Source organism: Actinomycetospora sp. CA-101289, from assembly GCF_050955895.1.
Lineage (GTDB): Bacteria > Actinomycetota > Actinomycetes > Mycobacteriales > Pseudonocardiaceae > Actinomycetospora.
In genome coordinates this window covers 3,072,121-3,097,340 of the sequence record NZ_CP192093.1, presented here as the reverse complement: position 1 = coordinate 3,097,340, position 25,220 = coordinate 3,072,121, and the positions used below count along the sequence as shown (strand labels likewise).

Genomic DNA, 25,220 nt, shown 5'->3' with positions numbered 1-25,220 from the left:
CCCTGGGCGTGCCGCCCCCGCTCCGGGAGGCTCCGTGCCATGACCACCCCGCTCCCGCAGGACGCGCTCGTCGCCCGCCTCGGCGACGACCTCGCGGGTGTCACCCGCGAGATCGACCGCATCCGCGACTCCCTGCTGACGCTGCGGTCGGCGCAGGCCACCGAGGAGACCACCCCGCCGTCGCAGCCCGCCCCGCCCCGCGGCCCGGCCCCCTGGCCCCCGCCCGGCGTGTGGTCGCCGCCGGCCGGGGGCCCGGACCCGCGGCGGCCCGGGCCGTGGCGCTTCCCGCCGCCCCCGCCGCAGGCCCAGCAGCCCCCGCCGCGGCCCCGGCCCGCCCGCGCCCCGCGCGTGGCGTGGTCGCCGGCGCGGCTGCTGGCCGTGACGGGAGCGGCGATCACCGTGCTCGGCGTGGTCCTGCTGCTGGTGCTCGCCGCCGGGCGCGGCTGGTTCAGCCCCGAGGCGCGGGTGGCCGGTGGCGCCGCCCTGGGCCTCGCGCTCGCCTACGCCGGCGCCCGGGTCCGCCGGGGGGTCGGCGGCAAGGACGGCGACACCCCCGTCGCCGCCGTCGCCCTCGTCGCCACCGGCGTCGCCACCGTCTTCCTCGCCGTCGCCGCGGCCGTCTCGCTCTACGACCTCGTCCCCGTCGCGGTCGCCGTGCCGCTCGCCCTGCTGGTGACGGCCGGGGGCCTCGCGCTGGCCGACCGCTGGCGCCACCGCGGCCTCGCCGTCAGCGTCCTCGTCGCCAGCGGACTCGCCGCGCCGCTCGTGGTCGGCGGGCTGACCGCGACGCTCGTCGCGCTGCTGGTCGGCGCGCAGATCGCCGCCGCGGCGGTCGCGTGGCGCCGGGCCTGGCCCCTGGTCGCGGCCGTGGCCACGGCGGCCGCGACGATCGGCGCCTTCGGGGCGGCGGTCCGCCTGCTGGCCGGTGCGCCCTCCGACGACCGTGCCACCGCGGCCGCGGCCCTCGCGGTCCTCGTCGTCGGCGCCGTCAGCGCCCTGCTCGTCGGCGCCCCCGGCCGGGCGACACCCGCGGCCCTGCTCGGCGCGCCCGTGCTGCCCGTCCTGCTCGTCTGCATCGGCCTGCCCCGCCTGCCCGGCGCGCTCGTGGCCGGCCTGGTCGCCGTCGCCCTGCTCCTCGCCGTCGTGGCGCTCGACCGCGCCGCCGCCCCCACCGGGCACCGCGCCCTCGCCGTCGTCGCCGGCGCCGCCGGCACGGCCGCCCTGTTCGTCGCCACGGTGATCGCCGTCGGCGGTGGCCCCGTGTCCCTGCCGCTGCTTGCCGAGGCCGCGGTGCTGGGGCTGGTGGCGGTCGTCGCCCGCCGGCCCGGCCCGCTGGTGGCGGGTGGCGTCCTCGCCCTGGTCGGCGGCCTCGTCGCGCTGGGCAAGGACGCCCCCGCGGACCTCCTCGCCGACTTCCCCGTCAGCCCGTTCGTCGTCACCGCCCCGGGCGGGACCGCCACCTCGGGCTCGCTCGGTGACCTGGCCGGCGCGCTGGCCACCTCGCTGGTGCTCGTCGCCGTCGCCGGGATCGGGCTGCTCGCGCTCGCCCGCCTCGGCGCCCTGCGCGACCGCACCCGCGCCGCCGTGCTCGTCAGCGTCCTCGGCGTCGTCGGGCTCTACGGCGCGACCGGCACCGTCGTCTCGGCGTCGCTGCTGATCTCGCCCACCCGGGACGCGTTCCTCGTCGGGCACGTGCTGGTCACCGTGTCCTGGACGGCGGTGGCCCTGGTGCTGCTCGCCCGCGGGCTGCAGGCGTCGCTGCCGCGCATCCTCGGCGGGGTGCTCGTCGTCGCCGCGGTGATCAAGCTCGTGACGTTCGACCTCACCGCGCTCGACGGCCTCGCCCGCGTCGCCGCGTTCCTGGGCGCCGGGCTCGTGCTGCTCGCCGCCGGGAGCCGCTACGCCAAGGCGGTGGCCGCGTCCGGCGAGGCCGACGCCACCACGGCGGCCAGCTCGTCGCGCGTCGGGCCCTCGGTGGGCGGCGGCCGCCACCCCGAGGCGTAGATCTCCTGCACGCGCGGGTGCACCGCCGCCAGCGAGTCCGGGAGGGCGGCCATGACCAGGTACGGCCCGGCCACGGCCAGGAGCGACGGGTCGGCGGCGATCGCCGCCACGACCAGGTCGGAGGTCGGCGGGCGGGTCGGGTCGACGTCCCGGCCCGCCCACCGCTCGCTCTGCGCGGCGTCGGTGGCGACGTGATCGGTGAACCACGGCCGGATGGCCGCCTCGCACCAGGCGTCGAGGGCCAGCGCGGTGGCGGCGTGGTCGTCGCCGTGCTCCTCGACGAGGGCGACGAGCCGCTCGACCTGCATCAGGCTCGTCGCGATGCCGCGCCCGGCGACGGGGTTCGTGGTGCAGACGGCGTCGCCCACGGCCACGAACCCGGGCAGCGGCAGACGTCCCTCGTCGTCGAGCTGGCCCCGGTAGGTGTTGCGCAGCCGGCCGCCCGGCAGCACCGGGGTCAGCGGCACGGCGCGCTCCGGGTCGGTCCAGGCGGCGAGCAGCGGGATCGCGCGCACCGCGGCGTCCCACGCCGGCTCGTGGCGCAGCCCGCGCAGCCGGTGGTCCGCCGGCGGCCGGGCGATCAGGGTCGAGAAGGTGCCGGCGTCGTGCGGGAAGGCGATCGCCGTGTAGCCGTCGTGCATCGCGACGGCCCCGATCGGCATGGTCATCGGGCCGGGTGATGCGCCCGGGCGCAGGCGGTACTGCCGCGAGACGTAGGCGGTGCCGCAGTCGGCGGACTCGCCGCGGGCCCGCAGGTGGTCGTCGAGCCGACCCGCCCGCCCGGTGGCGACGACGACGAGCCCGGCGTCGAGCCGCCGGTCGCCCACCCGGACGCCGGTCGCCCGCCCGCGCTCGTCCAGGACCGCGTCGGCCCGGCCCCGGACCGGCGTCACGCCCGGCTCGCGCTCGGCGACGCGGCGCAGCTCCTGCTCGACGACCATCCGCCGGCACCGCAGCCCGGTCCCCGGCGGCAGCGGGTCTCCGGGTCGCGTCGGGGCGGGGTCCGTCCCGTCGCTCGGGGCCGCCGGCTCCGCGCCGCGGGCCAGCAGCGCGTCCAGGACCTCGGGGATCTCGGTACGCAGCACGTCCACCACCTGGGAGCGGAAGGCGTGCGGGTGGTGGAACTGCATGACGCCCCGGCGGGCCCAGCGGTCACCGTCGATCGACCCGGTGGGGCCGCCGTCGTCGTCGACGAGCGCGACGCGGTGCCCGCGCCGCGCGAGGGCGACGGCGGCGACGAGTCCCGTGGGGCCCGCGCCGACCACGACGACGTCCATGGCGGCTCCCGGATCGCACCCTTGCCCACCAGGGCACTCCTCCGCGCGGTGCGCGTCAAGGCCCGTGACCCTCGGCGCCCGGACGTGCCCGGAGAGCACGTGGGAGGCTCCCGGACATGGACGCGCCGCTCATGCTGCTCGACTCGGCCAGCCTCTGGTTCCGCGCGTTCTACGGGGTGCCGGCCACGCTGACCGCCGAGGACGGGACGCCGGTGAACGCCGCGCGCGGGTTCTGCGACATGGTCGCCCGGCTGGTCCGCGAGCGCCGGCCCGGCGGGGTGGTGGCGTGCCTCGACCGCGACTGGCGCCCGGCGTTCCGCGTGCGCGCGCTGCCGTCCTACAAGGCCCACCGCGTCGACCCCTCCGCGGGCGACCCGTCCTCCCCCGTCGGCGGCGCCCCCGACGCCGAGGCCGCCCCGCCCGAGCTCGGGCCGCAGGTCGACATCATCCTCGAGGTGCTCGCCGCGATCGGGATCCCGACCGCGGGCGCGGAGGGCTTCGAGGCCGACGATGTCATCGGCACTCTGTGCGCCACCGAGACGGGCGACGCGATCGAGGTGGTCAGCGGCGACCGCGACCTGCTCCAGCTGGTGCGCGACGAGCCGACGTCCGTGCGGGTCGTCTACATCGCCCGCGGGGTGTCGAAGTACGAGCTCTACGGCCCGGAGGAGGTCGCGGGGCGCTACAACGTGCCGGTCGCGCGCGCCGGCTCCGCCTACGCCGAGATGGCGATGCTGCGCGGCGACCCGTCCGACGGGCTGCCCGGCGTCGCCGGCATCGGGGACAAGACCGCCGCCCAGGTGGTCTCGAAGTTCTCGTCGTGGGAGGACATGATCGGCGCCGTCCTCGACCGCTCCGACGACCGGATGTCCTCCGCCGTGCGCGCGAAGATGGTGCGCGCGGCCGACTACCTGACCGTCGCCCCCGGGGTCGTCCGCGTGGCGCCCGACGCCCCCATCGACTGGACGGGCGAGCCCCGGGCCCTCCCCCACGAGCCCGTCGACCCCGACCGGCTCGCCGCGCTGGCCGAGCGCTGGAACCTCGCCGGCTCGGTCGACCGGCTCACCGCGGCGCTGCGGGGCGAGTAGGGGTTGGTCGGGGCTACCGGCCCTGCTCGGCCAGCCACTTCGCCGCGACGGTCTTCGGGGCGCGGTCGACCCACGCGTCCTCCACCAGCTCGCGCAGCTCGTCGGCGCCGATCCGCTCGAGGCGTACGAGCACCGCGGGGAAGCCGTCGAAGTGCGGGGTCGTGAAGTAGACATCGGGGTCGTCAGCGATGAGGGCCTCCTTGACCCCGACGTCGGCCACCCGCACGCCGAGCACGACCCCGTCGGGCAGCGGGACGCCCGCGGCCTCCAGAGCGGCCTCGTCGGAGCGGCGCAGCGGGCGCTCCCAGACGAAGCCCTTCTTCGACACCTGCCAGTGCGCCGTCCCCCACGAGACCGTCTCGTCGGTGCGCGGCAGGGCCAGCGCGAGGCGGCGGACGTCGTCGAGGGTGGCCATCAGCGCGGCTGGCCCACCGCGTAGGTGCCGACGGCGTCGAGGACGGTGACCGGCACCTGCGCCGGCCGCCCGTCGACCGTGGCCTGGCAGGTGAAGGTGAGGCCGGTGCGCACCTCCTGGTCAGCGGGGCACGCGACGCCCGTGATCTGGCGCCGCCAGTCGACGGTGACCACCCGCGTCACGCCCTGCGCGACCGCGTCGGGGTCGAGCACCTCGACGCGCGCGAACCGGGGACCGACGACGAACGCCAGCAGCAGGACCACGACCACGACGAGCACCAGCAGGATCCCGGCGACGATGCCGACCCGCTTCCAGGGGAACGGCCGGCGCGGGCGGGGACCCCAGGGGCCGCCGGGTCCGGGCCGGCCGGGGCCGGGGAACGCGCCGAAGCCGGGCTGGCCGCCGTAGCCCGGGGGCTGGCCGGGGTAGCCGGGCTGGCCGCCGTAGCCCGAGGGCGGGGCGCCGTAGCCGGTCGGCGGGCCGCCGTACCCGGGCTGGTTCCCGTACCCCGGGGGCGGCCCGTAACCGGGCGGGCCGCCGTACCCCGGAGGCGGGCCGTAGCCCGGCTGACCGCCGTACCCCGGAGGCGGGCCGTAGCCCGGCTGACCGCCGTACCCGGGCTGCCCGTAGCCGGTGGGCGGGCCGTAGCCGGTGGGCTGCCCGTAGCCGGTCGGTGGTCCGTAGCCGGTGGGCGGCCCGTAACCGGTGGGCGGCCCGTAGGTGGTGGGCGGGCCGGCCTGCCGACCCTCGTCACCGCCGGGCCGCGCCCAGGGCGACCCCGGGCCGACGGTCGGCTGCTCCCCCGGCGCGCCCACGACTCAGCCCTCTCCGACGGCGACGACCCCACGCCGGATGCGGCGGACCGCGTCAGCAGCGGCCCGTCCCACGGTGTCGCCGCTCCCGGCGACGGCGCGGATCTGGTCGAGCAGGTCGACGACCTGCCGGCACCAGCGCACGAAGTCTCCCGCGGACAGCTCGGTGCCGTGGGCCCGGGCCCCGTCCAGGACGGTCGCGAGCGAGTCGCCGCGCACCCAGCGGTGCACCGGCCAGGCGAACCCCATGTCCGGCTCGCGGGTGCGGCCGAGGTGGTGACGCTGCTCGTCGGCGACGAGGTCGTGCCACAGCGCCACGGTCTGCTCGACGGCCGCCGCCGCGTCCTCGGGGACGCGCGGCACGCCGCCGTCGTCGCGGCGGCTGTCGTAGACCAGCGACGACGCGACCGCCGCGATCTCGGCGGGCCCGAGGTCGCGCCAGGCGCCGTGGCGCAGGCACTCGGCGACGAGCAGGTCGGACTCGCCCCACAGCCGGGAGAGCCGCCGTCCGTGCTCGGTGACGTCCTGCTCGACGTCGGGGGCGTCGTCGAGGTAGCCCCGCTCCCCCAGCAGCCCGCGGATGCGGTCGAAGGTGCGCGCCAGCGAGTGCGTCGTCGAGCGCACCCGCGACTGGAGCTGCTCGGTCTCGCGCTCGAGGCGCTGGTAGCGCTCGAACCAGCGGGCGCGGTCGTCGCGGTCGGCGAGCCCGTGGCACGGGTGCGCGCGCAGCGCCCGGCGCAGCGACGCGAGCTCGGCGTCCTCGTTCTCCGACCCCTTCCGGCGCCGGCTCGCCCCGGTGCGCAGGGGCGCCTCGAGGCCCGTCTCGCGCAGCGCGTGGGCGAGGTCGCGGCGCAGGCGCGGGACGCGGTGGTCGAGCTTGCGCGGCAGCTTCATCTGCCCGAGCGGCTCGACCGGCTCGGGGAAGTCGGCGAGCGACAGGCGCCCGGCCCAGCGGTCCTCGGTGAGCACCAGCGGGCGCGGCTCCTGCCCGCGCGGGCTGCGGTCGACGCCCGGGTCGAGGACGACGGCCAGCCCGGCGCGCTTGCCGCCCGGCACCGCGATGACGTCACCCGGCCGCAGGGCCTCGAGCGACGCCGCGGCCTCGGCCTTCTGGGCCGACCGGCCCTGGCGCGAGAGCATCTTCTCGCGCTCGGTGACCCGCCGGCGCAGGTCCATGTACTCGGCAAAGGCGCGGAAGTCCTCCTCCTGCCCGGAGTGACCGCCCGCGGCCTCCGCGTAGCCCGCGAGGGCCTCGCGGTTGCGCTCGAGGCGCTTGGCCAGGCCGACGACACTGCGGTCGGCCTGGAACTGGGCGAACGACTGCTCGAGCAGCTCCCGCGCGGACTCCACCCCGACGCGTTCGACGAGGTTGACGGCCATGTTGTAGCCGGGCCGGAACGACGAGCGCAGCGGGTAGGTGCGCGTCGAGGCGAGGCCCGCGACCTGCTCGGGGTCGACGCCGGGCGCCCACAGGACCACCGCGTGGCCCTCGACGTCGATGCCGCGCCGCCCCGCACGCCCCGTGAGCTGCGTGTACTCCCCCGGCGTCAGCTCGACGTGCGCCTCGCCGTTGTACTTCACGAGCTTCTCGAGCACGACGGTGCGCGCCGGCATGTTGATGCCCAGCGCGAGGGTCTCGGTGGCGAACACCGCCCGCACCAGTCCGCGGACGAACAGCTCCTCGACCGTCTCCTTGAACGCGGGCAGCATCCCGGCGTGGTGGGCGGCGACGCCGCGCTCGAGCCCCTCGCGCCACTCCCAGTAGCCCAGGACCTCGAGGTCGGCGTCCGGGAGCCCGGCGGTGCGCCGCTCGACGACCTCGCGGATCACGGCGACGTCGTCGGGGCCCGTGAGGCGCAGGCCCGCCCGCACGCACTGCGTCACCGCGGCGTCGCAGCCGGCCCGGCTGAAGATGAAGGTGATGGCGGGCAGCAGCCCGGCGGCGTCGAGGCGCTCGATGACGTCGACGCGCGACGGCGGCCGGAACCCCGACGTCCCGCCGCGCCCGGGCGGGCCCGCGCGACCCGGTCCCCCGCGCCGGTCACCGCCGCGTCCCGGGGGCCCCGACCGGAGCCCGCCGCGCGCGCGGCCGCCCCGGATCGACGGGCCGCGGTCGACCTCCGCGACGGCGCGCACCAGCGTCGGGTCGACCTTCAGCGCCGCCTGGCCGCCCCTGCGCTCCTCGGCGAACAGGTCGAACATGCGGTGCCCGACCACCATGTGCTGCCACAACGGCACCGGACGGGTCTCGTCGACGACGACCGTGGTGTCGCCGCGAACGGTGACGAGCCAGTCGCCGAACTCCTCGGCGTTGCTCACGGTGGCCGACAGCGACGCGATCTGCACGTGCTCGGGCAGGTGGAGGATGACCTCCTCCCACACCGCGCCGCGGAAGCGGTCGGCGAGGTAGTGCACCTCGTCCATCACGACGTACGCGAGGCCCTCGAGCGCCGGCGACTCGGCGTAGAGCATGTTGCGCAGCACCTCGGTGGTCATGACCACCACGGGCGCGGAGCCGTTGATCGCGGCGTCGCCGGTCAGCAGGCCGACGGCGTCGGCGCCGTGGCGCTCGACGAGGTCGGTGTACTTCTGGTTGGACAGCGCCTTGATCGGCGTCGTGTAGAAGCACTTCTGGCCGCGGGCGAGCGCGAGGTGCACCGCGAACTCGCCGACCACCGTCTTGCCGGCGCCCGTCGGCGCGCAGACCAGCACGCCGTGGCCCTGTTCGAGGGCCAGGCAGGACCGGCGCTGGAAGTCGTCGAGCTCGAAGGACAGCTGCGGGGCGAACCGTCCGAGCTCGGGGTGTGCGGAGCGGGTGCGAGCCTGCTCGTAGGCCTCGGCGGGAGAGCGAGTGGCCACGTCTCCACAGTGTCACAACACTCGGGGGCTCCGCCCCCGAGACCCCCCGAGAGACGTCACACCGACTGCTCGGTGAGGGTCAGGTCGCGTCCCACCGGTCGGACGAGCCGTCGCTGGTCCCGTCGGCCGCCGGCGGGGGCACCGGCTGGATGCGCGGGGCCGGGGTCGGGCTCGGGGCGGCGGAGCCGAGACGGTCGTCGAGCGGCGACGGCTGGTCGGGGTCCAGCCCGTCCCAGCCCTGCTCGAGACGCCGCCGGGCCTCCCGTTTGTCGTGCACGCGCGAGATCTGGATGGAGAGCTCCAGCAGCAGCACGAGCGCGATGCCCAGCGCCAGCATCGAGATCGGGTCCTGGCCGGGCGTCGCGATCGCGGCGAACACGAACAGGCCGAAGATCAGGCCGCGGCGCCAGGAGTTGAGCTGGGCGTAGGAGACGACGCCGACGCGGTTGAGCATCACCACGAGCAGCGGCAGCTCGAAGCTCACCCCGAAGATGACGAGCAGCGCGATCAGCAGGCTGAAGTAGTCCGAGCCCCGCAGCACCGTGGTCTGGATGTCGCCGCCGACCGTGAACAGGAACTGCAGCGCCTGGGTGACCACGTAGTACGCGAGCACCGCGCCGGCGGTGAACAGCACGACCGCCGCGCCGACGAAGACGTACGCGAAGCGCTTCTCCTTCGCGTACAGGCCCGGCGTGATGAAGCCCCAGAGCTGCGCGAACCAGACGGGGCTGGACATCAGCACGCCGGCGGTCGCCGCCACCTTGAGGCGCAGCGTGAACTGCTCGAACACCCCGAACGCGACGAGGCGGCACTCCTGGCCCCCGCCGAGCTGGACCCGGTTCTCGGGCGGCAGCGCGCAGTACGGGTCGGTCAGCAGCTTGCCGAGCGAGGGCAGCCCGAAGGGGTAGGTCGTGTACCAGAAGAAGCCGATCAGCGTCCCGAGCGCGACGGCCAGCAGCGCGATGGCGAGGCGCCGGCGCAGCTCGTAGATGTGCTCGACGAGCGTCATCGTGCCGTCGGGGTTGGCCCGGCGGCGGGATCCGGGCCGGCGCAGACCGCGCCACCACCGGGCGCGCGACCCGGGGGACCCAGTCATCGGCGACTCAGGAGGAGGTGGGGCCCGGCCGCGTGGGCTGGGCGGGGTCCTGCTGAGCCGGGGGCACCTGACCGTTCACGGCCGGGCCCTCGTCGAGCGCACGCCCCGGGGCCTGCGGCTCGCCGGTGGCCTGCCCGCCCTTGGTGGCCTGCTCGTCCTCCTTCAGGCCGCGGGTCTCGGCCTTGAAGATGCGCATGGACTGGCCCAGTCCGCGCGCCATGTCGGGCAGCTTCTTGGCGCTGAACAGCAGCACCACGCCCACGATCGCGATGATGACCCATTCGCTCACGGTGTGGCTCCTTCCACGGTGCGTCCGATGCTACGCGCGGCCGTCACCCGCGACGCTGCGCGAGGCGGACCCGCAGCGCGGCCAGGCGCGCCTTGAGCATGCCGACCTCGTCGCCCATCTGCCGACCCGCGAGGGCCGCGACGGTGCTCAGCCGCTGGGCGGGGCGCAGCGCCGAGACGACGAGCAGGCCCAGCGCGACCAGGGCGACGACGACCACGACGACGCTCCAGAGGTACGGCACGCTCCCGACCCTAGTGCGCCGGGGTGACCGCGCGGTGAACGCCCGAGTGCGTGGCGCGAGGGGACGCGGTGGGGTTCAGGCCGCCTCCTCGCGGTGGGCGCGTCCGTCGGGAGGCGTGGCGCTGACTCACGCGGCGGCGCTGCGCAGGTCGGCGAGGTGGGCGTCGGCGGTGTCGGGGTCAGTCTCGGGGTCGAGGTGGGGGTCGCGTTCCCCGCGTGGTGGTTCGAGCTCGGGTGAGCGGACCCACCAGCGGTGCCCGGACGGGGAGGTCCACAGGACCACCGGGGTCTGTCCGCCGTCGGGGTCGGGGGCGAGGGCGGCGGTCCAGTCGCCGAGGGTCTTGATGCGGTGGTGGCGCCGGCAGCAGGGCCGCAGGTTGCCCTCGCGGGTGCGGCCCGCGCCGCCGCGGCCGTCAGGGTGGCCGTGGTCGTAGGGCACAACATGGTCCAGATCGCAGCGCGCGGCCGGCATCCGGCACCCCGGGGCGGTGCAGGTCAGGTCGCGGGAGCGCACGAGCTCCTGTAGCGCTGCGGGGGGCCGGTAGCGGTGGGTGTCGAGGTGGGTGGCGGTGCCGGTGACCGGGTCGGTGAGCAGCCGCCGCCACGTGGCGTCGGGGTCGGCGGCCAGCCGGCGGGCCAGCACCGCGGGGATCGGGCCGTGGCCCTCGAGCTCCGCGGGCCGCTGCGAGAGCCCGGCCAGCACGTCCCACCCGATCGTCACCCGCACCTCGGTGCGCACCGGCGACGCGGCCCCCTCGCGCAACCCGCGCTGCGGGTCGCGCCCGGGCGCCGGAGTGCCGGCCTGGTCCGCGCTGGACTCTTCGGCGGGGTCCTCGGCGGCGTCGCCGGCGGGGTTGGTCGAGTTGGTCTCGCTGTCCTGGGCCCCGCAGCAGCAGCCGTCACCGCAGTCGCCGGCGACGCGGGCGGTGGCGCCGTCGAGGATGGCGTCGCGGGCCACGTCCAAGCGCTTCTGCCCCAGGGTCCGCACCTCGCCCTCCGGGGGGTCACCCGCCGCCCGGGCCAGCGCGTCGACCACCGCGAACACCCCGCGGGCCTGATCGGCGGGCATCCGCATCTGGATGACCCCGGTCGCGCCGTCGTCGTCCGACCAGTACCGCAACTCCCGACCGCGGCGCGCCTGCTCCGGGCGGCGGCGCACCGCGTCCGGGTCGATCCGCGCCAACAGCCGGCGCACCGTCTCCCGCAGCTGCGTCGGGGTGCGGTCCCGCGGCGGCCGCGACCACAACGCCGCGTCCAGCGCCCGCGCGGTCTCCGCCGAGCACTGCTCGGTCTGCTCGATCACCACCCGCGCGTGCGACAGCGAGATCCGGCCCGCCTCCAGCGCCGCCAACGTGCCCGGCAGCCGCTCGAGCAGCAACGCCGCCTGGTGGATCCGCACCTCGCCGGTGCGCGGCGCGACCCGGGCCAGGGCGGCGACCTCCATCGCCACCTCCTGCGCGGCCAGCTCCCCGCGCCCCTCCCCGCGCACCCGGCCCTGCCGGGCCTGCAGGTACTCCGCGGTCTCCCGGTAGAGCCGCGCGCTCGCCCACGCGACCAGCGCCTCCCACCCGGCCAGCCGCTCCGCGGCGTCGAACCCCTGGTCGTCGACCAGATCGACCGGCTCCGAACCCTCCAGCGCGGCGGCCAGCTCCGGGCCCGGCAGCCACTGCGACCACGACAGCGCAGCAGGCGCGACCGGCGCCGCCTCCGCCCACCCGCTGTCGAACATGTGTTCGATGATACCAGCCCGGTAGGCCCCTACCCAGCACGTTCACGTTCTCAAGGCGGCAGGGTGGTCACCGAGGAGTGATCGTCCACTCTCCAGAAGACGTGACCTCGACCAACGCGGGCGCGGCCAGCGGGATGGTGCCGCTGTAGCTACCGATCTCGTTCACCGCGAGATCGATGGACGAGCTGCTCCCGGAGAGGACGTGCACCGCGAAGTTGCTCGATCCGCTGTTGGTGACACTGGCGACCGAGGTGCTACCGGACATCAGAACGACGTCGTCGCCATCACCGCTGACCGCACCGGTCGCTCGCGTTGCCTGGTCCAGACCGCCGACCGTGATCGTCCACGAGCCACTCGCCTCGACCGTGAGCTGCGTGGTGCTGCCTCCGTCGCGGACGTCGATCCACCGCTTCCCCTCGTAGGAACCGATGGTGTTGACGAGGAGCCTCTCGCCGCCGTTGCTCTTCAGCACGGTGTTGCCGCTGCAGCGGGAACACGTGAACTCGACGACCGCGACTCCTGGCTGCTTGGTGATGGCGACGACGTCGTCTCCGCTACCGCGGTAGGTCCTCGGAGGTACCGGTGTCGTGGTCGTCGGCGCGCTCGGCCTCGGCGTGTACGACTGGTACGACTAGGACGGCGGAGCGTAGTAGGGAGTCGTGTACGAGGGGTACGAGTAGGACGGAGTCCCGTAGGACTGCGTGGGGGACGTCGCCGGCCTGCTCGACGATGCGTTGATCCCCGCCATGAACGACGGGGTGGTGACGGTGCACATGACCAGGCCGAACAGCGCCAGCAGAACCCCTGTCCACGCGGCTGCGCGCCCCACCTGCCGACGTGCGGCGATCCGGACCCCGAGGATGGACAACACGAGCCCGAGCGGGCTCAGGACCCAGGAGATCGCCCCGACGGTCGGCAGCAGAACGACGATCGCACCGGCGAGGGCCACCACGAATCCGACGCTCGCGGGGCCGTTGCCGTGCGGGCCGGGAGAAGGGGCGACCGGAGGTTGGCCCGACGGTGATTCATCCTGACGGGCCTCGTCGATGGTGCTCATGCTGCTTCCCCCTGGTTCATCCGTGGATCTCGGTATGACCTGTTCGCAGGGGGGTAGCAGCGGGTTACGGCCGGAGCGCGAGATTCACCCATCGAGGTGACGATCTACCTGAATCCGCCCCGACCGATCGCGAGGCCTGCTTACGGACCGCTGGTTGGCCCTCGCCGTCGCGAAGCTTGCGTCAGGCCTCCCCGTACGCCGCCAGCGCCTCGAGCGCCCGGGCACGGGTCGCGGCGGCCAGGTCGGGCGGGGCGAGCACCTCGACCGCGTCGCCGAGCCCCAGCACCAGGCGCACCATCCAGTCGCGGTCGCCGTAGCGCATCGTCACGCGCGCCGAGCCGTCGTCGTCGGCGTGCAGGTCCTCGACCGGGTAGTACTCGGCGACCCACCGGGCGGCCGGGCGCAGGACGAGCGCGGCGACGTGGGCGCCGTCGTCCGGACGGAGCAGGTCCTCCCCCGCGCCCTCGCGCCCGCGGGCCCCGGGCGGGGGCGACGACGGCTCGTCGAGGACCTCGGCGGCGTCGACGCGGTCGAGGCGGAACAGGCGCACGCCCTCGGCGCGCCGGCACCACGCCTCCAGGTACGCCGACGCGTCGACGAGCAGCAGGCGCATGGGGTCGACGACCCGGCGCCCCACCGCATCGCGCGACGCCGAGTAGTAGGTCAGCCGCAGCGCCCGCCCGGTCTCGACGGCCCGGCGCACGGCGTCCTCGGCCCCGCCCGGCGAGCGGCCCAGCACCACCGCCACGCCGTCGCCGGCCGTGGCGTCGGCGGTGTCCGCGGACCGGGTGCCCGCCCGCCCGGCCGCGTCCTCGATCTTGGCCAGCGCCCGCTGCACGGCGTCCGCGTCGACCACCCCGGGCGCGTCGGCGAGCGCGCGCAGCGCCACGGCGAGGGTCGCGGCCTCGGTGCCCGACAGGCGCAGCGGGCGGCGCAGGCCGGCGTCGAAGGTGACGGTGACCGTGTCGCCCTCGAACGAGAGGTCCACCAGGTCGCCCGGCCCGTATCCGGGCAGACCGCACATCCACAGCAGCTCGAGGTCGCGGCGCAACTGGGCCTCGCCGATCCCGAAGTCGGCGGCGGCCTCGGCCACCGCGATCCCGGGCCGCGCGAGCAGGTAGGGCACGAGGGTGAGCAGGCGCGGGAGCCGGTCCGCGACGCCGCCGGCGGTCACCGGGCGCTCCCGGCGTCGACGGGGTCGGGGGTGTCGAGGCCGGCGGTGAGCGAGCCCCGGAACAGGGCCACGACGGCGTCGCGCAGCTCCGGGGGGTCGAGGACGACGGCGTCCGGGCCGTGGCCCGCGACCCAGCGGGCCGCGGTGTCGACGCGCGAGAGGTCGATCTCGACGACGTCCGGGTCGCCCCCGGGATCCGGGTGGGCGCTGCGGCGCAGGCCCGCCGCGCGGCCCGGGGCCAGCCGGATGCGGGCGCGCCCGGTGGCCGGCGGCGGCCCGGCGGAGGCGGCGACGAGGGCGACCAGGTCGACGTCGGGTGGCACCGTCACGGCCCCGCGCGCCCCGACCGCGCGGACGTCGTCGCCGATGCGCGAGAGGCGGAAGCAGCGCACGTCGTCGCGGTCGCGGTCGTGGCCCACGAGGTACCAGCGGCCCCGCCACGACACGACGCCCCACGGCTCCACGGTGCGCGTGCGGGCCTCGGCGGCGGGGTGGGCGCGGTGGCTGAACGTCACGACCCGCCCCGCCCGGCTGGCCGCGAGCAGCGGCGAGAACGCGGCCTCGGTGGCCCGCAGGCGCGGCTGCACCGCGGACGCGGCGTCCGGGTCGACCGCGATCCCCGCCGCCCGCAGCTTCTGGAGCGCGGTGCGCGCGGCCCCGGCCATGGCCGGCGAGTCCCACAGCCGCGCGGCGAGCGCGACGGCCGTCGCCTCGTCGGGGGCCAGATCGATGTCGGGGAGCTCGTAGTCGCCGCGCGCGATCCGGTAGCCGTCGACGGGCTCGGCCAGCGACGACCGCCCGGTCTCCAGCGGCACCCCCAGCTCGCGCAGCTCGGCCTTGTCGCGCTCGAACATCCGGAAGAACGCCTCGTCGGACGCGACGTCGGCGTACCCCGGCACCGTGGCGCGGATCCGCTCCGCGCTGAGGTACTGGCGGGTCGAGAGCAGGCAGAGCACGAGATTGACCAGGCGTTCGGCGCGCGCGGACGGGCTGGTCGTCACGCGGGCGAGCCTACGACGCCTCGCGCACGTGTTCGAACGCCGGTGCCCGGCGCGTCCGATCGCGACTAGATGGAATCCGAGCTGCGCTGGGCCCGCTGGATGCGCAGCTGCCCGTCGTCGGCCCGGTCGACCTCGAAGCGGTAGCTCTCGCGGCTGGTGCGCCCGCTGCTGGTCGTGAACTGGATGTCGGCGGTGACCGTGTCGCCGCGCACCGCCACGTTGGTGGCCCGGACGTCGCGGATCCCCGACCAGAAGCGCCGGTAGCCATCGAAGCCGCCGGAGTCGTCGCGGGCCCGCTCGGACAGCACCCCCCACGCGCCGTCGATGTCGCCGGGCAGCGAGGCGTAGTAGTCGACGACCACCGCGCCCGGGTCGGCCGGCGTCGGGTCCGCCGGGTCGGTGGGCGACAGGGGCGCCGCGGCCCGCGGGGTGGTGGTCGGCGAGGGCGCGGTCCCCTCGCCGCCGATCGGGTCGGCGGGCGCCGGGTCGGCCGGGATGGCGGTGACGGGCCCGGGCGTCGGGGCGGCGACCGTGGTGCCGCCCGTGCCCGCGGCGACGGCCACCCCGATGCCGGCGGCCAGCACGAGCCCGGAGGCGGCGGCGACGGTGGCGAGCCCGCGGCGCCCGCCGAAGCGGGACGGCCGGCTGCGGTCGGAGCCGCCGGCGGCGGTGCGGCGGGTGGTGAGCCCGGGACGGGCGAGGGCGGCTGCCGCGGTCGCCGAGGCCGCCGCGGTGCCCCCGGCACGGCCGGCGTTCCCGCCCGGTGCGACCGGGGTCGGGCCGACGACCGGTGCCGGCACAGCAGCCCCGTCCTCCGGCGCCTCGGCCGTGGCGGGCAGGTCCGCGGTGTCGGCGCGGGGCGCGGGCACGTCGGCCGTCTCGGCGGCGAGCGCCGACGACACCCGCGGCACCGGGATCGACGGGTTCGCCCCGGCGCGCTGGCGCAGCGCCCGCCCGACCGCGACGGTGCCGGGACGGTGGTCGGGCTCGAGGCGCAGCATCGCGGCCAGCGGGCGCCCGAGCACGCCGGCCCGGGTGGCCGGGCGCAGGCGCCCCTCGGCCATCGCGTGCAGCACGGCGAGGGTGTTGTCGTGGCGGCCGCAGACCAGCTCGTTCTCGACCGCCGCGTACAGCGTCGCGCCGAGGGAGAACACGTCGGAGGCGGGCGTCGGCTCGCCGCCGCGGGCCACCTCGGGCGCGAAGTAGCCCGGCGTCCCGGCGACGGTGCCGCCACCGGTGGACGTGGTGTCCCACGTGGCGCGCGAGACCCCGAAGTCGGTGATCTTGGCGACGCCGTCGTCGGTGATGAGGACGTTGCCCGGCTTGATGTCGCCGTGGACGATGCCCGCCTCGTGCACGGCGCCCAGCGCGTCGGCGACCTGCGCGCCGACCCACGCGGCCTCGGCGGGCTCGAGGGGTCCGTGCTCGGCGATCAGCGCCGCCAGCGAACGCGACGGCAGGTACTCCATGACCAGCCACGGCCCGGCGTCGTCCACCACCACGTCGAACACCGCGATCGCCCGCGGGTGCACGACGCGCGCGGCGATGCGGCCCTCGCGCATGGCCCGGGCGCGGGCCACGCGCTCCTCGGCGGCGTCACGGGTGCCGCGGGCGGCGAGCTGCTTGATCGCGACCGTGCGCCGCAGCCGGCGGTCCCAGGCCGTCCAGACGACGCCCATGGCGCCCGAGCCGATGCACTCGCCGATGCGGTAGCGCCCCCCGAGCACGGTGCCCACGACCGAGGTGTCCACCGGGGTCGGCGGGGCGTCGTGCAGCGTGCTCGGGGCCGGGCCCGGGCTGTGCAGGCGGGAGGTGCGGGGCTGGTGCTGCATGGAGTTCGTGATGCCGTCCTCGGGCGTCGATCGGTCGGTGCGGGGGGTGGGTACCTCGCGCGCCCCCGACGCACGCCGCCGACGTGGCCTCCGTTACAGGGTCGCGATGAGACGGTCGACCCGCTCGTCGACGGCGCGGAAGGGGTCCTTGCAGAGGACGGTTCGCTGGGCCTGGTCGTTCAGTTTGAGGTGGACCCAATCCACCGTGAAGTCGCGCCCGGCGGCCTGGGCGGCGGCGATGAAGTCGCCGCGGAGCTTGGCGCGGGTGGTCTGCGGCGGGGTGTCCTTCGCCGCCTCGATCTCGCCGTCGTCGGTGACGCGGTCGACCAGGTCCTTGCGCTGGAGCAGGTCGAAGATGCCGCGACCGCGCCGGATGTCGTGGTAGGCGAGGTCGAGCTGGGCCACGCGCGGGCTCGACAGGCCGAGGTCGTGCTTGCTGCGGTAGCGCTGCACCAGGCGGTGCTTGATCGCCCAGTCGATCTCGCGGTCGATGAGCGAGAGGTCCTGGCGCTCGACGGCGTCCAGCGTGCGGCCCCACAGCTCGACGACGCGGTCGGTGATGGGGTCCGACCCGCGGCGCGCGACGTGCTCGACGGCGCGGGCGTGGTACTCGCGCTGGATGTCCAGCGCGCTGGCCTCGCGCCCGCCGGCGAGGCGCACGGGGCGGCGGCCCGACAGGTCGTGGCTGATCTCGCGGATGGCGCGGATCGGGTTGTCGAGCGTGAAGTCCCGGAACTGCACGCCCTGCTCGATCATCTCGAGCACGAGGTGGGTGGTGCCCACCTTGAGCAGCGTGGTGACCTCGCTCATGTTCGAGTCGCCGACGATGACGTGCAGCCGGCGGTAGCGCTCGGCGTCGGCGTGCGGCTCGTCGCGGGTGTTGATGATCGGGCGCGACCGGGTGGTGGCCGACGACACGCCCTCCCAGATGTGCTCCGCGCGCTGGGACAGGCAGAACACCGCGCCGCGCGGGGTCTGCAGCACCTTGCCCGCGCCGGCGATGAGCTGGCGGGTCACGAGGAACGGCAGCAGCACGTCGGCGATGCGCGAGAACTCGCCCGACCGGCCCACCAGGTAGTTCTCGTGGCAGCCGTAGGAGTTGCCCGCCGAGTCGGTGTTGTTCTTGAACAGGAAGATGTCGCCGCCGATGCCCTCGTCGGCGAGACGGCGCTCGGCGTCGAGCAGCAGGTCCTCGAGGATCCGCTCGCCCGCCTTGTCGTGCGCCACGAGCTGGGTCAGCGAGTCGCACTCCGCGGTGGCGTACTCGGGGTGGCTGCCCACGTCGAGGTAGAGCCGCGACCCGTTGCGGAGGAAGACGTTGGACGACCGTCCCCACGACACGACCCGGCGGAACAGGTAGCGGGCGACCTCGTCGGGCGAGAGGCGTCGCTGGCCGTGGAAGGTGCAGGTGACACCGAACTCGGTCTCGACCCCGTAAATCCTCCGCTGCATCCCTCCACCCTAGGCCAGGGATCCGACGGATGAGGCCTGTCCGGAGCGGTGGGTCGACGGCCGTCATTGGCCGATCACTACGGTCGGTGCCGTGGCGCTCCCCGGACACGGACTGGCATCCGACCTCTCGCACGGCGTGCGGAACCGGGTGCGCCAGGGAGCCCGTGGCAGCCGGCGGCGCCTCGCCGACGTCAACGAGCAGGACTGCCGCATCACCACCACCATCGGCAAGCTGCCCTACACGGCCGCCGACCCTGCCCTGGGCGCCCTCACCCGCTCGGCCAACCACAGCAAGCTCTGGTTCGGGGTCGCCGGCGTCCTCGCGGCCGGCACCCGCCACACCCGGCGTGGCGCGCTGCGCGGGGTGCTCGCCATCGCGGGCGCCAGCCTGCTCGCCAACAGCGTGCTCAAGCCGCTCGTGCCCCGGCGCCGACCCGCCGCGGAGCTGCTGCCGGAGCACCGCTCCCTGGACTCCCCGCCCACCTCGTCGTCGTTCCCGTCCGGGCACGCGGCGTCCGCTGCCGCGTTCGCCACCGCGGTGGCCATGGAGAGCCCGAAGGCCGCGAGCTGGGTGATCCCGCTCGCCGCGACCGTCGCCTACTCGCGGGTGCACGTCGGCGTGCACTGGACCACCGACGTCGTGGCCGGCGCGGGCCTCGGGACCCTCGTCGCCCTGGCCACGCGGCGCTGGCTGCCGGTGCGCGACATCGACGAGGCCGCCGCCCGCCCCGTGTCCGGCGCGCCGAGCCTGCCCGACGGCGAGGGGCTGGCGATCCTGGTCAACACCCGCTCCGGGCGCCAGGGCGTCGACCCCTACCAGGAGCTCGTGGCCGCCCTCCCCCGCGCGCGGGTCGTGCGCCTCGAGGACGGGGCGGACCTCGTCGAGACGCTCGCGGATCTCGCCCGCGAGCCGGGCGTGCGCGCCCTGGGCATCGCCGGCGGCGACGGCTCGGTCGCCGGGGCCGCCCGCGTCGCCGAGGACCTCGACATGCCGCTGGCCGTCGTGCCCGCCGGGACGCTCAACCACTTCGGCCGCGACGTCGGGGTCTACGACACGCAGGAGGCGATCGACGCCACCGGCGCCGGCGAGGCGGTGGCGGTCGACCTCGGCGAGCTGCGCGTCCACCCCGACGCCGAGGGACGCCAGGAGGCGAAGCGCGTCGTCTTCGTCAACACCTCGGCCTTCGGCGGCTACCCCGAGATGGTGCGGCTGCGCGAGAAGTGGCAGCCGCGCTGGGGCAAGTGGCCCTCCGCGGTCGCCGCGCTGATGGTGACGCTGGCGCGCAGCCGGCCCATCCGTGTCCGCCTCAACGGGGACGAGCGCTCGGTGTGGATGCTGTTCGTCGGCAACGGGCCCTACGTGCCGACCGGGATGGTGCCGTCGTACCGGCCCCGCCTGGACACCGGCGTGCTGGAGGTCCGCTACCTGCGCGCCGACCGGCGCCTGGCCCGGACCCGGGCCTTCGTCGCCCTCGCCACGGGCGTGCTGGGCCACAACAGGATCTACCAGGAGAGCGCCATGCGGTCGCTGGACATCGAGCTGCTCGACGGCCCCGTCGAGGTCGCCGCGGACGGCGAGGTCGTTGCCCGCGGGCGGCGCCTGCGCTACGCCGTCGCCGACCACCCGGTACCGGTCTACCGGCGCGACGAGGCGCTGTGGCCGCACCGCGCGACGGCCCGTTGAGCACGGTGTCCCCCTCGCCTCTCCACTCCCCCGCCGACACGAGCGGTGATGCGCCTCCGGCGCGGCAGCTCCGCTCCGCTGCGTGCCGCCTGCTCCGCCGCCTCGACCGCGCCGCCGACCGCGGCCTGCTGTGGACCGCCGTCGCCGGCGGGCTGTTCGCCTCCGGCCGCGGCCCCCGGCGCCGCGCCGGGGTCCGGGGGGTGATGGCCGCGACGGCCACGTCCGCCATCGCCCACACGCTGGCCAAGCCCCTGCTGCCCCGGGTCCTGCGGACCGTGGCCGAACAGAGCGGTGCCCCGTCCTGGGGCCGGCGCTTCCCCGCCACGCACGCCGCGTCCTCGGCCGCGTTCGTCACCGCCGCGGCCCTCGAGTCGCCGCTGCTCGGGGTGGCGCTCGTCCCCCTCGCCACCGGGGTCTCCGGTGCGCGGGTCTGGCTGGGCGAGCGCACCACGTCCGACGTCGTCGCCGGCGCCGCGCTGGGCGTCGGCGTGGCCGTGCTGACGCGGCGCTGGTGGCCCGTCGTGCGCCACGCCTCGGCGCGCGCCCGCCCCGCCAGCGGCGCCCCGCCCCTGGCCGACGGCTCGGGTGTCGTCATCGTGGCCAACCGCTCGGCCGGCACCCCCGGCGCCCTCGAGACCCTCGGCCAGATCGTCGGGGTCACCGGGGAGGAGGAGCTCCAGGGCCCGGCCGAGGAGATCCACGCCGTCCTGCCGCGGGCCCAGGTGATCGTCCCGGAGCCGGGCGTCGACTTCGTCGAGGAGGTCGAGGCCGCCCTGGACCGCCCCGCTCCCGACGGCACCGCCCCGCGCGCCATCGGCGTCGCGGGCGGCGACGGCTCGGTGGCCGCGCTCGCCGGACTGGCCCAGCGCCGGGGCGTCCCCCTGGTGGTGCTGCCCGAGGGCACCCTCAACCACTTCGCCCGCGACGTCGGCATCGACGACTCGGACTCGGCACTGGCCGCGGCCCGCGACGGCGAGGCCGTCCTCGTCGACGTCGGGCTCGTGGACATCGAGGGCCCGGAGGCGAGCGACCGCACCGTCGCCTTCGTCAACACCGCGAGCCTCGGCGGCTACCCCGACATGGTCAAGCTCCGCGAGAGCTGGGAGGGCCGCTGGGGCAAGTGGCCCAGCGCCGCGTTCGCCCTGGTCCGCGTGCTGGCCGAGGCCGCGCCGCTCGTCGTCGAGCTCGACGGGCGCCGCCGCACCATCTGGCTGCTCTTCGTCGGCAACGGCGGCTACGAGCCCCGCGGCATGGCCCCGCTGTTCCGCCCGCGCCTGGACGCCCGGGTGCTCGACGTGCGCTACCTGCGCGCCGACGTGCCCTTCTCCCGCACCCGCTTCGTCGCCTCGGTGATGGGCGGGACGCTGGCGCGCAGCCGCGTGTACGTGGCGGGGACGCGCACGCGCCTGTCGGTGCGCGTCGTGGGCCCGCCCGTGGGGCTCGCGACCGACGGCGAGGTGCAGCCCGACGCCGACCGCTTCACCTTCCGGATCGCCCCGAAGCCGGTGCCCGTGTACCGGGCTCCGGAGGCGTAGGGAGGGTCAGCGGGCCGAGCTCAGGCCTGCGGGTCTGCGCCGCCGGCGCCCGAGACCTCGTCGCCGGCGCCGGTGTCGTCGGCCGCGGCCTCCTCGGTCTCCTCGGCGGCCGGCTCGTCCCCGGGCATCAGCGCGGACAGGGCGGCGCCGGTGATCCGGCGGAACGCGCGGCGGGGCCGGCGGGCGCGGTCGAGGAGCGCGACCTCGAGGGCGTCGACGCCGAGGCGCCGGTCGTCGGAGGCGCTGGTGGCGGCCGCCGAGCCCGACGCCGAGGTGCCGGTGCCGTTCTGCGCCTGCAGGGCCTCGAGAGCGATGCGCAGGGCGTCGCGCGTGGCCAGGTCGGGCTCGTAGGACTCGCGCAGGGCGGCGCTGATGGGCTCGGTGGTGCCGCCCATGACCACGAAGCGCGGCTCGTCGGAGATCGAGCCGTCGTAGGTGATGCGGAACATCTGGTCGCGGTCGGGCGTGGGGCCGACCTCGGCGACGCAGAGCTCGACCTCGAAGGGCTTCTGCTGCTCGATGAAGCTCGCGCCGAGGATCTGGGCGTAGGCGTTGGCCAGCGAGCGCCCGGTGACGTCGCGGCGGTCGTAGGAGTAGCCGCGGACGTCGGCGTAGCGGATGCCGGCGGTGCGCAGGTTCTCGAACTCGTTGTACCGGCCCACCGCGGCGAACCCGAGCGAGTCGTAGATCTCGGAGACCTTGCGCAGGGAGTTCGAGCGGTTCTCCGCCACGAACAGCACGCCGTCGGCGCAGGTCAGGACGACGACGCTGCGGCCCCGCGCGATGCCCTTGCGCGCGAGCTCCGAGCGGTCGCGCATCAGCTGGTCGACCGACGCGTAGAACGGCATCGTCATGGCGGGGAGCGCTCCTGGGGTCGGGCGGTTGGGTGGGGTCGGGCGGGAGGGAATCGGTGCGGGATGCGGCGTCAGCCGCCGGGACGCTCGCGGCGGTCCGCGACCACGGCCTCGGCGACCGCGGCGGTCTCCTCGGCGGGCAGCATGACCGCGCCCTCGGCGTCGATGCTGACGACGATCGGGTAGATCGCGCGGATGGTGTCCGGCCCGCCGGTGGCGCTGTCGTCGTCGGCGGCGTCGTAGAGCGCCTCGACCAGCGCGCGCACGCAGTCGCCCACCGGGGCGTCGGGGTCGTGGCGCTTCTTCAGCGACGACTTGGCGAACAGCGAGCCCGAGCCGACGCCCGCGTAGTGGGTCTCCTCGGCGCGGCTGCCGACGACGTCGTAGGACACGATCCGCCCGGCGTGGGCCGGGTCGGCGGCGTCGAGGTCGTAGCCGACGAACAGCGGCACGAACGACAGCCCCTGCATCGCGGCGCCCAGGTTGCCCCGGACCATGCCGGCCAGCTTGTTGGCCTTGCCGTCGAAGGTGAGCGGGACGCCCTCGATCTTCTCGTAGTGCTGCAGCTCGACGGTGAACAGCCGGACCGCCTCGACCGCCAGCCCCGCCGTGCCCGCGATGCCCGCCGCCGACCAGTCGTCGGTGACGAACACCTTCTGCATGTCGCGCGAGGAGATGAGGTTGCCCATCGTCGCCCGCCGGTCGCCCGCGATCGCCACGCCACCGGAGTACGTGGCGGCGACGATCGTCGTGCCGTGCACGGCCGACGTGCCGGCCGCCTCGGCCGTCACCGGCCGCGCGCCCGACCCCGGCAGCAGGTCCGGGCGGACCTCCCGCAGGAAGTCGACGAACGAGGCCGTCCCGGCCTGGAAGTAGGCCGCGGGCAGGGCCGACGAGGGCTCCATCGGTGGGGCGCTCCTGGTGCTGGTCGGGGTGGGCGTAAGGGGCCGCCCCCGTGGCCCGGTCGCGGCGGACCGGGCCGCGGGGGCGGCGGGTTGTGTCTGGGTGCCTCGCGGGAGGCCAGCAGCCTACTGGCCGCCCTTCTGGACGTACGCGCGGACGAAGTCCTCGGCGTTCTCCTCGAGCACGTCGTCGATCTCGTCGAGGATCGTGTCGACGTCCTCACCGAGCTTCTCGCGGCGCTCCTGGCCGGCGGCGGTGCTGTCCTCGCCGCCGTCGCCGTCGTCGCCCCCGCCCTGCCGCTGGGTCTGTTCCTGCGCCATGGCTGCCTCCCGGGTCCTCGGTACTGCGCCCCGAACCCTACCCACCGGGGACGCGATCCGCCCGCTTCTCGATCAGCCCCGCGTCAGCGCCTCGACCAGCGCGCTCGCGTCGGCGGAGTTGTCGATGAGCTCGCCGACGTGCCCGCGGGTGCCGCGCAGGGGCTCCAGGGTGGGGATCCGCACCAGCGACTCCCGGCCGAGGTCGAAGATCACCGAGTCCCACGACGCGGCGGCGACCTCCGCGGGGTAGCGCTCGAGGCACCGGCCGCGGAAGTAGGCGCGGGTGTCCTCGGGCGGCTGCGTGACCGCGCGGCGCACCTCCTCCTCGGTGACGAGGCGCTTGATCGACCCGCGCTGCACGAGCTTGTTGTAGAGCCCCTTGGCCTGGCGCACGTCGGAGTACTGCAGGTCGATGAGGTTGAGCTTGGGCGAGTCCCAGGGCAGCTGGTCGCGGTCGCGGTAGCTCTCGAGCAGCTTGAGCTTGGCCACCCAGTCCAGGCGGTCGGCGCAGCGCATCGGGTCGGTGCCGAGGTCGTCGAGCACCTCCTGCCAGATGTCGAGCACCTCGCGGGTCATCGGGTCGATCTCGCCGTCGGCGGTGCGCTCCTCGTGCTCCCACGCCCGCTCGAGGTAGATGCGCTGCAGGTCGAGCGCGGTCATCTTGCGGCCGTCGGAGAGGTCGACCGTGGTCTGCAGCGTCGGGTCGTGGCTGATCCGGTGCACCGAGCGGACCGGCTCGAGCAGGCGCAGGTCGTCGAAGCGGACCCCGTCCTCGATCATCGACAGGACCAGGGCGGTGGCCCCGACCTTGAGGAACGTCGAGTACTCGGCCAGCGTCGCGTCGCCGATGATCACGTGCAGCCGGCGGTACTTGTCGGCGTCGGCGTGCGGCTCGTCGCGGGTGTTGATGATGCCGCGCTTGAGCGTGGTCTCCAGCCCGACCTCGACCTCGATGTAGTCGGCGCGCTGCGAGAGCTGGAAGCCGGGCTCGTCGCCGGACGCCCCGAGGCCCACGCGCCCGGAGCCGACGACCACCTGGCGGGACGCGAAGAACGGCGTCAGCCCGGTGATGATCGTCGGGAACGGGGTCTGGCGGGCGCAGAGGTAGTTCTCGTGGGAGCCGTAGCTCGCACCCTTGTTGTCGATGTTGTTCTTGTAGAGCTGGATGCGGGGCGCTCCCGGCACGGTGGCGGCGCGCTCGGCGGCGTCCTCCATGACCCGCTCGCCGGCCTTGTCCCAGATCACCGCGTCGCGGGCCGTCGTGACCTCGGGCGCCGAGAACTCCGGGTGCGCGTGGTCGACGTAGAGCCGGGCACCGTTGGTGAGGATGACGTTGGCGGCGCCCAGGTCGTCGAGGTCGCCCGCGTCCGGCGGCGGGCCCGCGCTGGGGCCGAGGTCGAAGCCGCGGGCGTCGCGCAGCGGCGACTCCACCTCGTAGTCCCAGCGGGCGCGCCGGGCCCGCGGCACCTCGGCGGCGGCGGCGTAGGCCAGCACGATCTGGGTGGAGGTGATCACCGGGTTCGCCGACGGGTCGCCGGGGACGGAGATGCCGTACTCGATCTCGGTGCCCATGATGCGGCGCGCGGTCATGGCCCCGAC

Annotated in this window: 22 protein-coding genes; 4 read left to right on the top strand and 18 right to left on the bottom strand. The window is 75.8% G+C overall.

Features of this window, described 5'->3' with window-relative positions:
* The first annotated feature begins 39 nt into the window (after positions 1-39).
* Positions 40-2,004: a DUF2339 domain-containing protein gene (locus ACQPX6_RS15410; protein ID WP_433781063.1), complete on the top strand. Its 1,965-nt coding sequence runs from the start codon at positions 40-42 to the stop codon at positions 2,002-2,004.
* Here the strand turns inward: ACQPX6_RS15410 and ACQPX6_RS15405 are convergent.
* Positions 1,899-3,281, bottom strand: coding sequence for an FAD-dependent oxidoreductase (locus ACQPX6_RS15405; protein ID WP_433781062.1), 1,383 nt, complete (start codon positions 3,279-3,281; stop codon positions 1,899-1,901). The two genes, ACQPX6_RS15410 and ACQPX6_RS15405, sit on opposite strands and share 106 nt — an antisense overlap.
* Positions 3,282-3,397: 116 nt before the next feature.
* On the opposite strand from ACQPX6_RS15405, the gene ACQPX6_RS15400 reads away from it, so the two are divergent.
* A complete protein-coding gene (locus ACQPX6_RS15400; RefSeq protein ID WP_433781061.1) occupies positions 3,398-4,369 on the top strand; it encodes a 5'-3' exonuclease in 972 nt (323 codons plus the stop codon).
* A 13-nt stretch (positions 4,370-4,382) separates the two neighbouring features.
* Here ACQPX6_RS15400 and ACQPX6_RS15395 read toward each other — a convergent pair whose 3' ends face one another.
* The 13 genes from ACQPX6_RS15395 to pafA all read right to left on the bottom strand — a co-directional run bounded on the left by ACQPX6_RS15395 (position 4,383) and on the right by pafA (position 18,325).
* A complete protein-coding gene (locus ACQPX6_RS15395) occupies positions 4,383-4,784 on the bottom strand; it encodes an MmcQ/YjbR family DNA-binding protein (RefSeq protein ID WP_433781059.1) in 402 nt (133 codons plus the stop codon).
* Positions 4,784-5,599: a DUF4333 domain-containing protein gene (locus tag ACQPX6_RS15390; RefSeq protein ID WP_433781057.1), complete on the bottom strand. Its 816-nt coding sequence runs from the start codon at positions 5,597-5,599 to the stop codon at positions 4,784-4,786. The genes ACQPX6_RS15395 and ACQPX6_RS15390 overlap by 1 nt, the downstream gene beginning before the upstream one ends.
* A gap of 3 nt (positions 5,600-5,602) precedes the next feature.
* Entirely contained in the window at positions 5,603-8,455 is a 2,853-nt protein-coding gene (locus ACQPX6_RS15385) for a DEAD/DEAH box helicase (protein WP_433781056.1), read from the bottom strand.
* A 79-nt stretch (positions 8,456-8,534) separates the two neighbouring features.
* Positions 8,535-9,551 (bottom strand): twin-arginine translocase subunit TatC, encoded by a 1,017-nt coding sequence (tatC, locus tag ACQPX6_RS15380; RefSeq protein WP_433781055.1) that lies wholly within the window; start codon positions 9,549-9,551, stop codon positions 8,535-8,537.
* 7 nt (positions 9,552-9,558) lie between these two features.
* Positions 9,559-9,840 (bottom strand): Sec-independent protein translocase subunit TatA, encoded by a 282-nt coding sequence (gene tatA, locus ACQPX6_RS15375; RefSeq protein WP_433781054.1) that lies wholly within the window; start codon positions 9,838-9,840, stop codon positions 9,559-9,561.
* 43 nt (positions 9,841-9,883) lie between these two features.
* A complete protein-coding gene (locus ACQPX6_RS15370; protein ID WP_433781052.1) occupies positions 9,884-10,081 on the bottom strand; it encodes a bacteriophage holin in 198 nt (65 codons plus the stop codon).
* Positions 10,082-10,207: 126 nt separating this feature from the next.
* A complete protein-coding gene (locus ACQPX6_RS15365) occupies positions 10,208-11,809 on the bottom strand; it encodes a DUF222 domain-containing protein (RefSeq protein ID WP_433781051.1) in 1,602 nt (533 codons plus the stop codon).
* A 67-nt stretch (positions 11,810-11,876) separates the two neighbouring features.
* Positions 11,877-12,281, bottom strand: coding sequence for a hypothetical protein (locus ACQPX6_RS15360; protein ID WP_433781050.1), 405 nt, complete (start codon positions 12,279-12,281; stop codon positions 11,877-11,879).
* A gap of 159 nt (positions 12,282-12,440) precedes the next feature.
* Positions 12,441-12,866, bottom strand: coding sequence for a hypothetical protein (locus ACQPX6_RS15355; RefSeq protein ID WP_433781049.1), 426 nt, complete (start codon positions 12,864-12,866; stop codon positions 12,441-12,443).
* 181 nt (positions 12,867-13,047) lie between these two features.
* Positions 13,048-14,040, bottom strand: a complete 993-nt coding sequence (locus ACQPX6_RS15350; protein WP_433781047.1) for a helix-turn-helix transcriptional regulator — start codon at positions 14,038-14,040, stop codon at positions 13,048-13,050.
* Positions 14,037-15,041: a helix-turn-helix transcriptional regulator gene (locus tag ACQPX6_RS15345; protein WP_433781046.1), complete on the bottom strand. Its 1,005-nt coding sequence runs from the start codon at positions 15,039-15,041 to the stop codon at positions 14,037-14,039. Before ACQPX6_RS15345 ends, ACQPX6_RS15350 begins: the two co-directional genes overlap by 4 nt.
* 65 nt (positions 15,042-15,106) lie before the next feature.
* Positions 15,107-16,873, bottom strand: coding sequence for a protein kinase domain-containing protein (locus ACQPX6_RS15340; protein WP_433781044.1), 1,767 nt, complete (start codon positions 16,871-16,873; stop codon positions 15,107-15,109).
* A 93-nt stretch (positions 16,874-16,966) separates the two neighbouring features.
* Complete coding sequence (gene pafA / locus ACQPX6_RS15335; RefSeq protein ID WP_433781043.1) at positions 16,967-18,325, bottom strand: Pup--protein ligase; 1,359 nt, start codon at positions 18,323-18,325, stop codon at positions 16,967-16,969.
* A 91-nt stretch (positions 18,326-18,416) separates the two neighbouring features.
* Here pafA and ACQPX6_RS15330 point away from each other — a divergent pair, with 91 nt between their 5' ends.
* Complete coding sequence (locus ACQPX6_RS15330; protein WP_433781042.1) at positions 18,417-20,009, top strand: bifunctional phosphatase PAP2/diacylglycerol kinase family protein; 1,593 nt, start codon at positions 18,417-18,419, stop codon at positions 20,007-20,009.
* Positions 19,982-21,544, top strand: coding sequence for a diacylglycerol kinase family protein (locus ACQPX6_RS15325; RefSeq protein WP_433781041.1), 1,563 nt, complete (start codon positions 19,982-19,984; stop codon positions 21,542-21,544). The genes ACQPX6_RS15330 and ACQPX6_RS15325 overlap by 28 nt, the downstream gene beginning before the upstream one ends.
* A gap of 20 nt (positions 21,545-21,564) precedes the next feature.
* Here ACQPX6_RS15325 and prcA read toward each other — a convergent pair whose 3' ends face one another.
* The 4 genes from prcA to dop all read right to left on the bottom strand — a co-directional run bounded on the left by prcA (position 21,565) and on the right by dop (position 25,211).
* Positions 21,565-22,398, bottom strand: a complete 834-nt coding sequence (gene prcA, locus ACQPX6_RS15320) for a proteasome subunit alpha (protein WP_433781040.1) — start codon at positions 22,396-22,398, stop codon at positions 21,565-21,567.
* Between the two features lie 71 nt (positions 22,399-22,469).
* Entirely contained in the window at positions 22,470-23,303 is an 834-nt protein-coding gene (gene prcB / locus ACQPX6_RS15315; RefSeq protein WP_433781039.1) for a proteasome subunit beta, read from the bottom strand.
* Between the two features lie 123 nt (positions 23,304-23,426).
* A complete protein-coding gene (locus ACQPX6_RS15310) occupies positions 23,427-23,621 on the bottom strand; it encodes a ubiquitin-like protein Pup (protein ID WP_274194800.1) in 195 nt (64 codons plus the stop codon).
* 72 nt (positions 23,622-23,693) lie between these two features.
* A complete protein-coding gene (gene dop / locus ACQPX6_RS15305) occupies positions 23,694-25,211 on the bottom strand; it encodes a depupylase/deamidase Dop (protein WP_433781037.1) in 1,518 nt (505 codons plus the stop codon).
* Between the last annotated feature and the right edge of the window lie 9 nt (positions 25,212-25,220).